This is a genomic window from Novosphingobium sp. BL-S-20, from assembly GCF_055521635.1.
Map to the genome: position 1 here is coordinate 2,292,802 of NZ_CM145494.1, position 14,957 is coordinate 2,307,758.

The 14,957-nt window shown below is 62.6% G+C and carries 13 protein-coding genes; 9 read left to right on the forward strand and 4 right to left on the reverse strand.

Features of this window, described 5'->3' with window-relative positions:
- From ACZ1II_RS18445 to ACZ1II_RS18475, 7 genes are read left to right on the forward strand one after another with little or no spacing between them, the layout of a single operon-like run.
- Positions 1 to 636 (forward strand): hypothetical protein, encoded by a 636-nt coding sequence (locus ACZ1II_RS18445; RefSeq protein WP_465145057.1) that lies wholly within the window; start codon positions 1 to 3, stop codon positions 634 to 636.
- Positions 633 to 1,055, forward strand: a complete 423-nt coding sequence (locus ACZ1II_RS18450; protein WP_465145058.1) for a DUF6950 family protein — start codon at positions 633 to 635, stop codon at positions 1,053 to 1,055. Before ACZ1II_RS18445 ends, ACZ1II_RS18450 begins: the two co-directional genes overlap by 4 nt.
- A complete protein-coding gene (locus ACZ1II_RS18455; protein ID WP_465145059.1) occupies positions 1,052 to 7,672 on the forward strand; it encodes a hypothetical protein in 6,621 nt (2,206 codons plus the stop codon). The genes ACZ1II_RS18450 and ACZ1II_RS18455 overlap by 4 nt, the downstream gene beginning before the upstream one ends.
- 34 nt (positions 7,673 to 7,706) lie before the next feature.
- The gene (locus ACZ1II_RS18460; RefSeq protein WP_465145060.1) at positions 7,707 to 8,384 is read left to right on the forward strand and encodes a DUF4376 domain-containing protein; all 678 of its coding nucleotides are present in this window, start codon (positions 7,707 to 7,709) and stop codon (positions 8,382 to 8,384) included.
- A gap of 16 nt (positions 8,385 to 8,400) precedes the next feature.
- Positions 8,401 to 8,595 (forward strand): phage holin family protein, encoded by a 195-nt coding sequence (locus ACZ1II_RS18465; RefSeq protein ID WP_465145061.1) that lies wholly within the window; start codon positions 8,401 to 8,403, stop codon positions 8,593 to 8,595.
- Positions 8,588 to 9,208, forward strand: a complete 621-nt coding sequence (locus ACZ1II_RS18470) for a glycoside hydrolase family protein (RefSeq protein ID WP_465145062.1) — start codon at positions 8,588 to 8,590, stop codon at positions 9,206 to 9,208. The genes ACZ1II_RS18465 and ACZ1II_RS18470 overlap by 8 nt, the downstream gene beginning before the upstream one ends.
- On the forward strand, positions 9,199 to 9,741 hold the full coding sequence (locus ACZ1II_RS18475; RefSeq protein WP_465145063.1) for a hypothetical protein: 543 nt from the start codon (positions 9,199 to 9,201) through the stop codon (positions 9,739 to 9,741). The genes ACZ1II_RS18470 and ACZ1II_RS18475 overlap by 10 nt, the downstream gene beginning before the upstream one ends.
- A 121-nt stretch (positions 9,742 to 9,862) precedes the next feature.
- On the opposite strand, the gene ACZ1II_RS18480 is transcribed toward ACZ1II_RS18475, so the two are convergent.
- Positions 9,863 to 10,060, reverse strand: coding sequence for a hypothetical protein (locus tag ACZ1II_RS18480; RefSeq protein WP_465145064.1), 198 nt, complete (start codon positions 10,058 to 10,060; stop codon positions 9,863 to 9,865).
- An 80-nt stretch (positions 10,061 to 10,140) separates the two neighbouring features.
- Here ACZ1II_RS18480 and ACZ1II_RS18485 point away from each other — a divergent pair, with 80 nt between their 5' ends.
- Positions 10,141 to 11,367, forward strand: coding sequence for a tyrosine-type recombinase/integrase (locus ACZ1II_RS18485; RefSeq protein ID WP_465145065.1), 1,227 nt, complete (start codon positions 10,141 to 10,143; stop codon positions 11,365 to 11,367).
- 104 nt (positions 11,368 to 11,471) lie between these two features.
- On the opposite strand, the gene ACZ1II_RS18490 is transcribed toward ACZ1II_RS18485, so the two are convergent.
- From ACZ1II_RS18490 to ACZ1II_RS18500, 3 genes are all read right to left on the reverse strand, one after another.
- Positions 11,472 to 12,128 (reverse strand): hypothetical protein, encoded by a 657-nt coding sequence (locus tag ACZ1II_RS18490; protein ID WP_465145066.1) that lies wholly within the window; start codon positions 12,126 to 12,128, stop codon positions 11,472 to 11,474.
- Between the two features lie 700 nt (positions 12,129 to 12,828).
- Positions 12,829 to 13,188: a hypothetical protein gene (locus tag ACZ1II_RS18495; protein WP_465145067.1), complete on the reverse strand. Its 360-nt coding sequence runs from the start codon at positions 13,186 to 13,188 to the stop codon at positions 12,829 to 12,831.
- Positions 13,189 to 13,282: 94 nt separating this feature from the next.
- Positions 13,283 to 13,714, reverse strand: a complete 432-nt coding sequence (locus ACZ1II_RS18500; protein ID WP_465145068.1) for a hypothetical protein — start codon at positions 13,712 to 13,714, stop codon at positions 13,283 to 13,285.
- Between the two features lie 253 nt (positions 13,715 to 13,967).
- On the opposite strand from ACZ1II_RS18500, the gene ACZ1II_RS18505 reads away from it, so the two are divergent.
- Positions 13,968 to 14,771, forward strand: coding sequence for a DNA adenine methylase (locus tag ACZ1II_RS18505; RefSeq protein ID WP_465145069.1), 804 nt, complete (start codon positions 13,968 to 13,970; stop codon positions 14,769 to 14,771).
- Positions 14,772 to 14,957 lie beyond the last annotated feature (186 nt).

The following is a 14,957-nucleotide window of genomic DNA, read 5'->3' on the forward strand; positions in this document are numbered from 1 at the left end:
GTGGATCCTACGCTACAGAGTGCGCTGGCACAGCCATCAGTGCTGCTGTTCGGCGCCGTGCGCATCGAACTGCCGAACTATACCCTCCGTCTCCTCGATGGGGCCGGGACCGTCCTTATCGACGGGGAAGCGTACTCGGGGATCGATCCGACCTTCGGCACCCTGTCCACGATCTCCGAACTGTCGGAAGAAATCGGCGACGAAGCGCCGGAAGTGACGATCGGCCTGATGCCGCCGGACATGAGCGCGATGGCCGTGCTGGCTGATTCGTCGATGCAGGGATCTACTGTCCGAATCATGGTCGGGGCCGCAGACCCGATCACTGGGATGGCGATCGGCCAGCCTGAGACCCTTTTCCTGGGCGAGATCGACGTGCCGACCCCCGGCCTCGATGCAAACGGCGCCCGCACTCTCGAATACACCGTCGTCAGCGTCTTCGAGCGCCTCTTCGAGGTCGAGGAAGGTCAGCGCGCCTCCAACGCTTGGCACCAGTCCATCTGGCCTGGCGAGCGCGGCCTCGAATTCATGACCGGCACTGACAAGAACCTCTATTGGGGTGTCAAACCACCGAAGAGCAGCTCGACCGCGAAGTCGGGCGTCTCGGTGATCACTGGCGCCAGGCAGGTAATCGCATGACCCCGCTTGAACGGCGCCACGCCGCGACCGAAGCCACCCTCTCCCGGTATCGCACCCGAGCCTTCCAGTGGGGCTCGGTCGACTGCGCAAAGGTAGCCGCGTTCCACCTGAAAAAGCTCGGCCACAAGATCATGGTCAGCAAGGCCGGCGCATACCAGAGCGAATTCGGCGCCGCCCGCGCGCTGAAGCGCTTAGGCTATTCCACCCTCGCCGAAATGGCGGACGGCATCGGCCTGATCGCGATCGCGCCCGCGCGCATGCTGCTGGGCGATATCGCGCTGATCCCGTCGGAGCGCGCAATCGGCGCGCTCGGCATCTACGCGGGCAACGGCAACCTGTTCTGCTTCCACCAGGACCACGAAGGGCTTGTGACTTTCAAGCCTACCGAGATCCTGCGCGCCTGGAGTGTCCTCGCATGAAGACCCTCCGCACTGCAGGGATGGTTGTTGCGGCCGTCGCCCTGGTCGCCACCGGCGTCGGCGCGCTCGCGGGCGCGGGCGTTCTCGGCGCGGCCGCTATGGGATCTGCCGGTGTGGTTGCGGGTATCTCGACCACCACGATCACCGCAGTCGGTATGTACGCCGGCCTTGCCGCCGGTGTGATCGGCCTGATCGGCGCGGCCGCGGCGCCGAAGGTCTCGAACCAGGGCAGCGCGACCAGCTTCACGACGAACCCGCAGAGTGGCCTTCCCTACGCGATGGGCCGCACTCGCATGTCGGGTCTGCGGTATTTCGCCGATACGAACACGCGGCCAGGCTACACGAAATTCAACGATCTCCTCTGGTTCGGCGCCCTGCTGACGATCGGCGGGCCGATCGAAGGGATCGAGCAGTTCACCGGCGACAACGAAGCCGTCACCTTCGCGACCGATGGCAACGCGATCGGGACCTACCACGACTACCAGGCGCAGAAAGTTCACCTGGGCGGGCAGATGTCGTCAGCGCTGGCGGTCTCGCTCGGCGGCGGTACCGCGCCAGGCTGGACCACCGCGCACAAGCTGTCCGGCATCACCCATGCCATGTGGTGCCTGCGCTACAACAAGCAGGGCGAAATGTACGGCGCCGGCGCGCCAGAGCCTGCTTGGATCGGCAAGTGGGTCAAGGTCTACGATCCCCGCCTCGACAGCACCTATCCCGGCGGTTCGGGCAACTGCCGCGCCTTGGTCGAGGCGACCTATGTGTGGTCGGACAATCCGGCGCTGCATGCACTGACCTGGTCGCTCGGCCGCTATCAGAACGGCAAGCGCACCTGCGGCATCGGCGCCCCGATCGCGAATATCCGCGTCGAGGAATTCGTCGAATGCGCGAACGTCTGCGACGCCAACGCCTGGAAGGTCGGCGGCGTCGAATGGACCACCGACAGCAAGTGGGACACGCTGAAGCGGATCCTTCAGGCGGGCGGCGCTGTGCCGACGAAGACCGGCGCGATGATCGGCTGCATGGTGCACACTCCGCGCGTGGCGATCGCTACGATCGAGAGCTACCACCTGCACGACGGCGCTTCGTTCCCAATGACGAAGAGCCGGCGCGACCGGTTCAACACCGTAATCCCGCGCTACGTCGACGAGGCCAGCGAATGGTCGGTCATTTCCGGCACGGCTGTTACCGAACCAGCCTATGTCACGGCCGATAAGGGACAGCGCACCAAGGAAATCGACTTTCCGCTGGTCCAGGTCTTCTCCGGCGAGCAGGCAAAGCAGCCGGGCCAGCTCGCTGCCTACGAGATCGTCAACAGCCGCGAGGCCGGACCGTGGACGTTCACCACCGGCCCGCAGTGGATCGGCCTGAAGACCGGCGACGTCGTCAACCTGAATGTGCCCGATGAGGGCATTGTAAATCAGCCGGTGCTGATCACGAGGCGCTCGATCGACCCGGCAACCGGCAAGGTCGCTTTCACGGTCCAGACCGAAACGCCGACGAAGCATGGCTATGCGCTGGGCCAGACCACTACGCCACCGGCGCCGTTCTCGCTTTCTGCACCCGAACTCAAGGCTCCGGCTCCGACCGCTATCGAGTGGACGGTTTCGGGCGGCACCTCGGGTGAAGGCTTCCCCGCCCTGCTGGTCGTTGGCGAAAGCGAGATGCCCTCGGCCGACGCGATCGTCATCGACTACCGCCTTGCCGGGTCTGATGCCTGGACGAATTCGGCGATCGTTTCGGCGGCCGAGCCAGTGCGCCATGTCATTTCACCGCTCCAGAGCGAAACTTCCTACGACGTTCGCCTCGGCTATCGTGTGGGTGAAATCACCGGCGATTTCACGATCTTCACCGGCGTGACGACCGGCACGGGCAAGATCACCACGATCGAGAACCAGCTGGACGACATTTCGGAGACGACGAAAGTCTCCTCATTCCTGACTTTGCCCGCTGTCACGCTGTACGCTTACGCAAACGGTGGCGTCGCCGACTACTCGCCCGCGACCGGCCAGTTCAAAGTCCTCCGCGGCGCCGACGATATCAGCGCGAGCTTCTCGTTCGAAATCACGTCCAAGCCGGCGGGCCTCGAGGTCGGGCTCAACGGCAATACCTACGCCGTTACGGGCGGGCTGAATGTCGACAGCGCAGCAGTTGCGATGCGAGCGACGGGAAGCGGCGTTTACACCGGCCTCAGCTTTGACCTCGTTTTCACGGTGTCGCGCGTTAAGGGCGGCTACGAGATCGTCTCCGCCTTGCCGACGACGAACCTGTTCGAGGGCCGGATCGTCTACAATGACACCGACGGCAAGCTCTACACCTACACCAGCGATGCCTGGAAAACGGGCGTCAATGCGGCAGACATTGCCGGTGATATTGTCGCCGATCAGTTCGCGCCGAACATCGAGCCTGTCGCGCTGGTGACCGTGGTCCCTGCCGCCAAGAGCACAAGCGTCATCTTTAACCAGACGGATGGCAAGACCTACCGCTGGAACGGCACCGCCTATGTGTCCACGGTGGCCGCTGCCGACGTGACGGGCGGGCTGACGGCCGCGCAGTTCGCTTCCGGTATCGAGCCGATCACGATCGTCACTTCGCTGCCAGCGGCGAAAGTCACGACCGTCGTCTCGTACAATGGCAAGCTCTATCGCTGGAACGGGTCTGCCTACACCGCCAGCGTCGCGACCACCGACCTTTCCGGCTCCATTGCAGCCGCGCAATTCGCTTCCGGTATCGAACCGGTCACGCTTGTTTCTGGCGCGCTGCCTACGACCCGTATCACCAATGTCATCACCTTCGGCGGAAAGCTGTACCGGTGGAACGGCTCGGCCTATGTGGCGAACACCGCCGCTACCGACGTCACCGGCACGCTGACGTCCGATCAGATCGCCTCGCTAGACGCGGCGAAGCTGGCTGGCCAGATCATCGGGACGCAGATCACGGACGGCGCGATCTCGACGGCCAAACTGGCAGCCGGGTCGGTCACCGCAGCGCAGATCGCCGCCGGGTCGATCCTTGCTTCCAAGCTGGCGATCACCGGCGACAACCTTTGGCCGGACCCTCAGTGCCAGGACATCAGCTGGTGGAAAGGCCCCACGCAGGGCACCCTTGCGGAGAGCGGCCGCGTCAACCCGACGAACAGCGGCAACACCCAGGCCGCCGGTTGGCAATTCGTCCCCACTGGCCTTGAGGCGTACGCCGCTCGCGTCGGTGGCTCGAAGGGGATGTGGCAGCTTTATTCCGGCTCCAACAACGAACTGTTCACGGGCACCGCCGAGGCGCAGATCATCCCGCCCTCGCTTATGGCAAAACCCAACACGGCGTACGAGTTGGGTCTTGGATGCACCAACGGGTCCAACAAAGCCCTCGTCGCCAACATCCAACAGTTTGATGCATCAGGTACCTATCTCGGCTTTGCCCCCGTAAACATTACTTTCGACGCGGGAGATCAAACGACCATTTTCAAGCGGGTCCAGTTCACCACTCGGCCCACGTGTGTCTGCATCCGCGTGTACTTCTCCTCAGTAGCTGGCGCGGCATTCTCGGGCTTCGTCAATGTGGGGAACTTCAGCCTCCGGGAAGCCGCATCCGGCACGATGCTGGTCGATGGCGCAATCACTGCCGCCAAGATCGCCGCGCAGACCATCACAGCCGCGCAGATCGCATCGGATACCATCACGGCCGGTCAGATCGCTGCTGGCGCCGTCAACACTTCGGAACTCGCGGCAGGCGCTGTCACCGCGACCAAGATGTCGATCGGTGACACCGGAAACCTGTTCATCAACGGAAACGTCGCGTCCGGAAATCTCGATGGCTGGACCCGGGTGTATCAGGGCACGGGAGCCTTCGGATCGAGCATCACCGTGGACGGCGGTACCAACTGGCCTTCCAACTTCGGCATCCGGATGTACCGGGGACCAGGCGAGACGGGCGAGCTTTCCCTCGTGAACGGCGTCACTTCGTTCGACGATACCACCATGCGCGACGGCATCGATATCGCGGCGGGGGAGAGCATCTATTTCGAGGCCACGGTGTGGACCACGAACACCACCAGTTCGGCAGCCGTGGTGGAAATGCTTCTCCGGACCAACGCCACCTCACTTTACAGCTCGATGCCCGCCACTGCCCTGTCCAATTGCACGGGTGGCTCCAATCTTTCGGCGAAGCCCGGCCAGACAATGACGCGCATCTCCGGGTATTTTACGAACAGCACCAGCCAACCGGGCAAAGCCTATTTCCGTTTCATTCATACCGGTTTCGGCCAACAGACCGCCGCTGACGGAACGAACATCTACTTCTGGAACTGCAAGGCGAGCCGGCGGAACGCAGGCAAGCTGATTGTCGATGGTTCGATCACGGCAAACCATATCGCGTCCCAGACCATCACGGCCGCGCAGATTGCGACCGATACAATCACCGCCGCGCAAATCGCCGCCGGGGCCATCAATGCCGCTGAAATCGCGGCCGGTGCTGTAACCACCGCCAAGCTCGCTGTAGTCCCCGAAGGCATCATCCCCGATCCCTACTTCGCGGATCAGGCCTGGTGGAGCGGCTCTCGGCTTGATGCCTCGGGCTGGTATTTCGAGGCCAACAACGGGTCGTCGGGCGGAGCTTACCAATTGGGCGTGCCGAGGGTCGCTGCGCTCGCGCCGCAGGCCAACTCGCGAAAGCACTGTTGGTCCGCCAGCATGCCCTTCTCCGGGCAGGGCCAGGTCCTGCGCCTCCGCGCCGTAGGATCTAATGGCACCAATGACGGCATGCGGGTCACCGTCCGGTTCCTCAATGTCGCTGGTGGCGGCATCGGAGACCTGAGTTTGTATTGGGCGCCCGGCGCTGGCACCAACCTTCCCCGCACCGACCAGCTTCCGGTTCCCTCAGGCACCGTCGCGTTCCAGGTCATCATTTACAACGAAGGCAACGTGGCCGGAAACGGCTATATGTGGCTCAGTGGTATCAAACTGGATGTCGCCGCCTCAGCCGAGCTTCTCGTCGATGGCTCGATCACGGCGGGCAAGATAGCCGCTCAGACCATCACAGCCGCGCAGATCGCCACGGATACGATCACCGCCGGTCAAATTGCCGCCGGCGCCGTCGCGGCCTCGGAACTTGCCGCTCGATCGGTCATCGCGACGAAGATGACCCTGCTCGACTTCGAGAACCTCATGGTCGACGGGGACCTCGCCTCCGGCACGCTGTCGGCGTATTCGCGCAACACGGCTCCTTCAGGCCTCCCCCTGATCGACTGTGCGGACGGCGGCGCGGGTACAGCTTGGCCCTCGCGCTACGCCCTGCGCATGCAGCGCGCCGGTAACACGACGAATGAATTGAGCATCGTCAACGGGGTCAACAACTTCGACAGCAACGAAGGTATCCACGGAATCGCGGTGAAGCCGGGTGACGAATTCGGCTTCGAATGCATCGCTTGGGCCAGTGAGGGCACCGTCTGCTTCGATTTTATCATGCGGACGGCAAGTGGCAGCCTGGAGTGGCTGGTCGCTGAGGCTGTCGAAAACACGGCAGTTTCAAATGGGACGCTGCTCTACGCCACTCCCGGGCAGGCTTACAGGGTTATCCGGGGCACCTTCAAATACACGGGGGCTACCCAGGGCAAAGCTTGGCTGCGCATCTTCGGACCCGGCTCCAGCACTCCGAACGGCTACTGCTATTTCTGGAACATGAAGATGCGCCGGCGCAATAACGCGCAGTTCATCGTCGATGGCTCGGTCCAGGCCAACCACATGGCCGCGAACTCGATCAGCTCGAATTCTCTGCAAGCTGGATCGGTGGTCGCCGCGAAGCTCGCCGTCAGCACGTTGGCCGCAATCTCGGCGGACGTGGGCACGCTGACGGCGGGCACGATCCGCAACGCCGGGGGCACGTTCTCGATCGACGTCACGAACGGACGCTCGATCGCGAGGAGCGGCGGCTACATGAAGGTCACCGGAGCCCCGTTCGGATCGGCAAACCAGTTCCTCGAATGGTACGGTCCCGACCAGTCGAACCTGGCCGCCTGCACCGAGGGCAATGCCGCCTATTACCTCAAGACCAACGGCGCGGCCTACTTCGGCGGCACCCTCTCGGCGGGCATCCTGAAGAACGCGGCGCAGTCCACTTCGATTGCCGCCAATGCCAGCCTGCAGGTCGGCCCATCCGCGTCGAACGGCAACCCGATCAGCGTGGTGATGAGCTACAACTGTGTCAGCCAGCAGCTCGACTATTATCCTGGTACCACACAGGGCCGGAACGACTGGAACAGCTCGGTGTCTGCCTGGGGCGCCACGCCGCCGTCCGGCGGCGGTGGCGAACTCATCAATCAGACCAAGTCCATCAGCTGCAACGTTGTGGTGAACCTGGCGCGCGGCATCGCCGGGGGCGCGAACAACAGCTGGACGAACCTCGTGATCTCGTCGTGCACCGAGCAGATTTACGGCACGCGGCCGTCCCCGACCGACGGGGTCACCGGTTCGCTGCAGTACACGCGCACGGTGTCCGGCTCGCTAACCGCGACGGACTCCGCTGGCACGGCCCAGACGCGAACCTTCGTCGCGACCATCACCGACCGCAGCAACGGCACTGTGGGCACGGTCACGTCCCAGGTCCTCTCCATCGTCGCCACGGAATGACCGGGCGCCCCACCTGCAATTAGGAAACTCGCAGATGTACATCATCCAGGACGTCCTGGGAGAGCTTCCGCTCTACCACAAACTCGGCTCCGTGAGCCTCGACGACGCCGTCACCGTGAACGTCACCACCACCAAGGCCGAGCCGATGCCCGGCCCCGGCGGGACGTTGCTGCCTTACATCGGCAGCGGGTACTGGACAGTGCCCGAAGGCGCGATCGCGGCGGGCAATGTGTCCAAGGCATCCGTGGCCGAGTGGCTCGTCGGCGCAGATGGGCCATACCCCGGCGGCCTGATTTGTTCGGACGACGACTTTCCCTGGCAGTCCGAGCGCATGGTCCTGCTCGCCAAGGTTCGCACCAAGCGCGACACGGTCCGGGACGGCGGCTGCTCGGTCGAGATCCACGGCGATGCCTGCCGCGTCGAGACAGACGCAACAAGCCGGGTCAACATCTCGGGTTCGGTGGTGGTGGCGATGCTCGCCCTTCAGAGCGGTGACAGCTTCTCCACCGATTGGCGCATGGCCGACAACTCCATCATCGCCCTCGAGGCCGCCGAAATGATCCAACTCGGCAAGTCCGTCGCCGCCTTCGTCGAAGCGGGCCAGCGCCGGAAGAACGAACTGGATGCTCTGGCGGCGACTATCAGCGCAGACACCACCGACGACGAGCTTGCCGACATCAAGGCCCAGATCCTCTCCGGCTGGCCCGTCTAAACTTCGGAGACACAAAATGATCGAGCACACGGAAGGTGCCAGCGAATACGCCGGTGCCGTGGGGAAGGCTGCGCCCCCGATCGCGGTCAGCACAGCAGCTATCGCGGGCCTCAGCCTGCAAGATTGGGTACTGATCGCCACCCTCGCTTACACCCTGCTGCAGATTGCGCTCCTGGTCTGGAAGTTTGTCCGGGAGCAGCGCCGTGGCTGAAACCGCGAAAAAGCTCGTCGGCCTGGCCGCGGTAGTCGGGACGGCAGCGGCCGCCATGCTGCTCACCGGCATCCCTGAGGATGAGAGTGGCCGAAAGGTTCAGGTCTCAATGGCACAGGACGGCAAGGCAACGGTGACACACGTCGCCGGCCGCCAGTACCTGAAGGCGTACCTGGACATCGCCGGCGTCGCCACTGCATGCGACGGCCTGACCAAGTACAAGGGCAAGCCGATCCGGATGGGCATGAACTTCACCGAGGCGCAGTGTGCCTCGATGCTCGAGGAAGAGCTGGTCGCCCATGGCAAGATCGTAATGGCCTGCACCCGCTGGGATAAGGAGCGGCAACCGCACCAGATCTTCGCCAGCGTGAGCATGAACTACAACACCGGCGGATGGTGCGGATCCACCGCTGCCAAGCGCGTCGCCGCCGGCAACGTGCCCGGAGGCTGTGAGGCACTGCTGATGTGGAACAAGGCCACCGTCAACGGCCGCAAAGTTCCCGTACCGGGTCTGACGAAGCGTCGGCACCGCGAGCTCGAGTACTGCCGCACCAACATCGTACACGGCGCGACGCCCGCGAACCTTCAGGAGCGCCTAAAGCCATGGCGCTGAACCCATTTTCGGCATTGGCCGCCAAGATCTACGCCGGACTATTCGGCGCTGCGCTCGCCTTGGTCGCGGTGCAGGCCATTCGTATCCACGGCCTCTGGTTCATCACCGGCCTGGAGGAAAAGGTCGAGACCGCACGCATCAGCCTCGCCGTCGAGCGGAACGGCCGCGCCGATGACCGCAGTGAGTGGGCGCGCCAGGTCGCCATCGCCACTGCCGCGCGAAAGGCGGCCGAACAGACCTCGAAGGAGATCGCCACCGATGCCCAAGTCTCCCATGAATCGCTGCTTGCGGACAATGCTGGCCTGCGCGAGTACATCGCTTCTCATCGCGTGCAGCAGGGTGGCCCCGTCAGAGCCGCAGCTTCCACCGGCGCCGCCGGAGATCTCGCTGCCCACCTTCCTGAAGCAACCGCCGCCGGTGCCATCGTGGCGACGTCCGAAGCCGACCTCCGCGCCTGCGACGCCGATTACGCCTACGCCTTCAGCGCCTACGAGTTCGGTCAGCAGCTGATCGCCGAAAGGCTCGCCAAGTAGGCCGAAACCGCCCCGAAAAATGGGGGTATCGGTTGGGGTATCGGAATCTGCCCGGCCCCTCACAAACGGCGGAAATCCGCCAGATCAGCGCTTAACCGGGGCGGAGGGATCATCCGCCGTTTTACGAGGCATATGCAGAACAGATTGCTGTCGCCGCTGATGCAATCGCTGCGACAGCGTTAAGCCGAGCAACTTTCTTCTCGGCGCGGCTGCGTTCCACGTCAGTATCCCAGCCGAACGGAATGTTCACTAGAGCCGCCCAGAGCCAAAGGCCTGCTGAGATAATCCCAAAAACCAGCGTTGCAGTCTTCAACGTCACGTCGCCCCCTGTCACCGGTCATCCGGTTGATGAAGAGCGCGCATTAAGTTGAAACCGCACCATTTTTCCAGAGTACACGTATGCTTACCAACGGTGCTGTGAAAGCCGCCGCCGCGCAGTCGCGCCCCTACAAGATGAGCGACGCCGGCGGGCTCTACCTCTACGTCACCCCCGCCGGCACGAAGTCATGGCGCCTTAAGTACCGCTGGCAGGGCAAGGAAAAGCTGCTGGTGATCGGCCGCTTTCCCGGCATTTCGCTTGCCGAAGCACGTCAGCGCCGGGAGGACGCGAAGGCGAAGATCCGCCAAGGCGCGGATCCTTCGTCCACCGAAGAAAAGCTGGAGACTTTCGAGCAGGTCGCGCGCGCCTGGTATCGACATAACGAGAACGGTTGGTCGCCCGCGCATGCCGGCGATGTCCTGGCGAGCCTGGAGCGCGATGTCTTCCCGGCGATCGGCGCGCGCACGATCGCGTCGATCGAGCCGCCCGAGCTGCTGGACGTTCTACGCCAGGTCGAGGGCCGAGGCCGGATCGAAACCGCGCGCCGGCAGCGCCAGCGCCTTTCGGCGATCTTCGGCTATGGCATTGCGCGCGGGCTCACCGATCGCGACCCGGCAGAGCACGTCGGCCGTGCGATGAGCAGCGCCCGCCCTGTCCGGCCGCAGCCGGCGCTGACGATCGCCGACGAGTGCCGCGAGCTGCTCGCGGCCGCCGATTGCCAGCCGGGGCGCGCCGCCACGAAACTCGCCTCGCGGTTCCTGGCGCTGACGGCCGTTCGCCTGGAAGCAGTGCGCGGCATGCGCTGGGGAGAAATCGAGGACCTGGACGGCGGCGCGCCGGTGTGGCGCGTCCCGCCGGCGCGCATGAAGCTCAAGAAATCGAAGAAGGACGACCCGCGTTTCGCCCATGTCGTGCCTCTTTCGAGTCAGGCCGTGGCGGTACTGCGCGAGGCTGCGCGCGAATTCGGTTACGATGCCGTCCGTCCCCAGGCTGACGATCTGGTCTTCCCGGGGCGGGATCGGAGCCGGCCGATTGGTGAGAGCGCGATAGGCGCGCTCTATGATCGGGCCGGCTTTTCGGGTCGCCATGTTCCACATGGCTGGCGCTCGAGCTTCTCCACGATCCTGAATGAAACGCTGGGACCGGACGCCGCCAGCGACATCGATCGGGCGCTCGCCCACAGCCCCAAGGATAAGGTCGAGGCCGCTTACAACCGCGCCGAGCTGCTCGGCCGAAGGCGCGCGCTTTTCGATCGCTGGGGCGAGCTACTAGGGCCGCGTGGACAAAAACCAGCCATCCGCGAATGACTGTAATGGGTGGTTTGCGGCCGTTCCTTGTGCATGAACAAGCGGCAGCTATTGGGCTTGCTGTGAACGGTCCGTTTCGGCAGCAACGTTGGGGGAAGCGGACGCTAGCGCAAATCAAGAATCGATGGGTTACAGTTTCGGGTTTTCAGCAACATGGCAAGTTGCGGTTGGCGTAAATCCTGCATCTCGGGGACGTATCGCTCGAATGTTTGGGCCGCCCAATCGCCCAAAACATCGTAATGGCAGGGGGAATTCCCCATGCCCGACGTGATATGGGCGCCATGGCGACGTTCAAACGCAAGAAGAGTCCCGTCCGTAATGCTACGCCCCTCGCCGGAATATCCATCCACCATCTCGTCCCACTGAGTGAGAAAAAGAAGCAGGTCAGCCTCCGGTAGCACGAACGTCTCATGTCGAATGACGTCGCCAGCCGGACTTGTCACGACAGCTTCCCCAACTCCTTGTCCCTTGATGATGCTGGCCGAAACCGCGAACCACTTTTGCCCAAATGATGGGATTGCGACGAACCTAAGATTGTTGTCCCCTTGTACAGGCTTCAATCGAGCGAACATTCCGTTAGGCTCAGAATAATATGTATTCTGCGTATCCTCTGACAAAGGGCGTTCATGGGTTCTGTTAAATTGGGCGATGCGGTGCTTTTCGTACACCCAAAACAAGCAAAGGATCACGCTGAGAAGCGCTAATAGCGCAATAACTACTAAAGTGCCGCGCTTGATCCAGCGCCATGTCGCCTGCCACATTCCAACTAGATTAGCGCCGTAGCGGATGTCCGCAATGTCGGCGTGTCCGGAAGGGCCGGTTTCAGGTTAAAATCTTGAAAAGCTGCCCTTCGGCTGAACGTCCGACCGCTCCTGGCACCTGAACAAAGCGCCGCCAAAGTCGGAAAGGTCGGGGGAGAGCTGTCATAAACTTTGCGAGCCGCAGCGAATGTCGTTCAATCTGTTCTTAATGGCGAGCCACCCCAGCGTCAGTAGGATCGCGAAGAGATAACGAACAGCGGCGGGAAGGCTGCAGCGATCACAAACCAGAAACGCAAGATAGAGGCAGGCAACGTACGAGACCCAAATTCCTGCGGTTAACAGTACATACGTTGTCTTCGTCATTCGCTCCAACCCGAAAACATCAAGGCAGCCCGAAGCATTATCAGCCGGCACAACGTCTGCAAAGTTGGCGATTACCGTCAGGCGGCTACGAGGTAGCTCCGGACTTATGGTCAGCGGCAGGGCTCGAACCTACACCTCGGTTTCACGAGGACCGTTGTGACGATACGTCTACCAATTCCGTCACGCTGAACGATCCGATATGCCCTTCACCTTGCGCTTCGGCAATGACTGCTTTGTTGGCGGGTCCGGACAGGCAGCTTTTGGATTAAAATCGTGCAATCTTGCCATTCCGGTTTCGGCAGCGCGGCTGCGCGCCGCCTATGACCGAGATGGGTGGTTAGCTGCCGCTCAGATGGCGGGCTAGATCGTTCAAGTTTCGCTTAAATCCGTCGTCGAAGCAGCGGCCAATGTCTTCAACTTCCAGTCTTTCCGCTTCCGATCCTGGTTCGAAACGAACTCGGTCTACGTCACGGCCGGAGCGGACTTGCTTACCGCCAAGAACATGCCCCGTTTGGCTTTCGATTCCGGTGAATCTGATGACGAGATCGTCTAACGACGACCCACCAATGTCGATCCACAGATCGAGGATTTTGCGGCATCCAAGGATCAATTCCGCCCCAGTAAGTTGGCCATTGGCAATCCGCGCCTCCAAGGCTGAGACGACTTTTTGAAGCTCAGAACGGGCCTGTTGCTGCATGACAGAATTTATGGACATTGTGCCATCATAGTCAGCCCGCGAACGACCGCAAAGGGGCGGACCCGGAACGGCGCAAATTGGCGTTTGCGGGTGGCTAGCTGCCGCTAGCTTCGCGTGCTTCAACCCACCATGTCCGCCCCGTGATGCTGCCGCTGAAAGCTCCCAATAGCGCAAGCCACCACCCTCCGGCGGCTCCCATGCAAACCAAGACAAGCAGTGGTAATGCAAAGCCTATAATGAACCCAATCGAGACGTATGCAGCCTTGCTCTCCGCTCGGAGCCGAACGAGGATCGCTGTCACAGGCAAACCCAGCAAAATGCTGGCCGGTAAGACAAATGCTAATGCTATGGCGATCGGAAAAAATGCGAAAACCAGCGAAGATGCCAAACTGCCTTGCCCGTTGATCGCGTTTGGAATCAAGCTGAGTGTAACCACGACTGTGAAGATCATTGGCATCCACGCACCAGCCAATGTGCCGATCGCTACCGTTTTGAGAAAGGCACGCATGTATTCTGTGTAAGCCATCAGGCCTGTGCGTCAAATGAATGAATTAGTTCCGCTTTGGGGCGTCAGCCGACAGCTCGAACTTGTCCACGCCACCTAGCGGACTAGCTCCCCTTCTCATTTCCTCCCTAGTCCACCGGCCAGCTTGGCCGGCGGGGCGGGGGTTTCCGGGCTGGCCCCCGGGCACCGACGAGTAATGGCTCGCCACGACACAGCTGGCCGACTGGCCGCCCCGCACCCGCATACGGGCGGGGTCATGGAGCCTATTTAAAAAATGCAGTCAATACAAAGCGTTCGCCCTGTTTCGCCCGCCGCCGGTTATCAGGGCGGAAAGCGCAACCTGGCGCGACGGATCTGCGCGATGATCGATCGCACGCCCCACGAGGCATATGCCGAGCCCTTCGTCGGCATGGGCGGGATCTTCCTGCGGCGCGGAACGCGGCCGAAGGCCGAGGTCATCAACGATATCTCCGGTGACGTCGCCACGTTCTTCCGCGTGCTCCAGGAGCATTATCCCTATTTCATCGACATGCTGAAATGGCGCGTCGCGAGCCGAGCGGAATTCGAGCGGCTGCGGGATCTGGATCCCGCCCGGCTCACTGACCTCCAGCGCGCAGCGCGTTTCCTCTATCTCCAGCGCCTGGCGTTCGGTGGTAAGATCGTCGGCCGGAACTTCGGCGTCAGCACAACCGCGTCATCGCGCTTCAACGTCACGAAACTCGAGCCTGTCCTTGCGGATATTCACGAGCGGCTCGCCGGCGTTGTGATCGAGCAGTTGCCGTTCGACAAGTTCATCGCGCGCTACGATCGGCCGGGCACGCTGTTCTATCTCGATCCGCCTTACTTCGGTTGCGAGACCGACTATGGCGCCGGCGCGTTCGATCGTAGCGACTTCGAGCGCCTGGCGTCGATCCTGGCCGGCGCGCGCGGCAAGTTCCTTCTCTCGATCAACGATACACCAGAGGTGCGCGAGATCTTCTCGGCATTCGAGATCAGGGACATCGAGACGACCTGGACGATCTCCAGCGAGGCGAAGAAGGTCAACGAGCTGATCATCAGCAATTTCGCGCCCGATTGACAGAGCAACCGACGGGGCCGGGACAACGACGCAGAATGGCACGGCCGTTGCTCCCGGCCCCCTGGGACACCCTGGGCGGCGCAGCCGCCCCCGCGCGCCGGTGCGTCCGGCGCTTCGTTTTTTTGTCAGAACTGCCTTAAAGGCCTCGGGGGACGGAACAAACCGGGGCGAAGCCGGCTTCATAGG

What these genes read in the sequence shown, in the direction of transcription:
- ACZ1II_RS18450 (WP_465145058.1), top strand. Translation starts at nt 633, where the DNA reads ATGACCCCGCTTGAACGGCGCCACGCCGCGACCGAAGCCACCCTCTCC.
- ACZ1II_RS18455 (WP_465145059.1), top strand. Translation starts at nt 1,052, where the DNA reads ATGAAGACCCTCCGCACTGCAGGGATGGTTGTTGCGGCCGTCGCCCTG.
- ACZ1II_RS18460 (WP_465145060.1), top strand. Translation starts at nt 7,707, where the DNA reads ATGTACATCATCCAGGACGTCCTGGGAGAGCTTCCGCTCTACCACAAA.
- ACZ1II_RS18465 (WP_465145061.1), top strand. Translation starts at nt 8,401, where the DNA reads ATGATCGAGCACACGGAAGGTGCCAGCGAATACGCCGGTGCCGTGGGG.
- ACZ1II_RS18475 (WP_465145063.1), top strand. Translation starts at nt 9,199, where the DNA reads ATGGCGCTGAACCCATTTTCGGCATTGGCCGCCAAGATCTACGCCGGA.
- ACZ1II_RS18485 (WP_465145065.1), top strand. Translation starts at nt 10,141, where the DNA reads ATGCTTACCAACGGTGCTGTGAAAGCCGCCGCCGCGCAGTCGCGCCCC.
- ACZ1II_RS18490 (WP_465145066.1), bottom strand. Translation starts at nt 12,128, where the DNA reads ATGTGGCAGGCGACATGGCGCTGGATCAAGCGCGGCACTTTAGTAGTT.
- ACZ1II_RS18495 (WP_465145067.1), bottom strand. Translation starts at nt 13,188, where the DNA reads ATGCAGCAACAGGCCCGTTCTGAGCTTCAAAAAGTCGTCTCAGCCTTG.
- ACZ1II_RS18500 (WP_465145068.1), bottom strand. Translation starts at nt 13,714, where the DNA reads ATGGCTTACACAGAATACATGCGTGCCTTTCTCAAAACGGTAGCGATC.
- ACZ1II_RS18505 (WP_465145069.1), top strand. Translation starts at nt 13,968, where the DNA reads ATGCAGTCAATACAAAGCGTTCGCCCTGTTTCGCCCGCCGCCGGTTAT.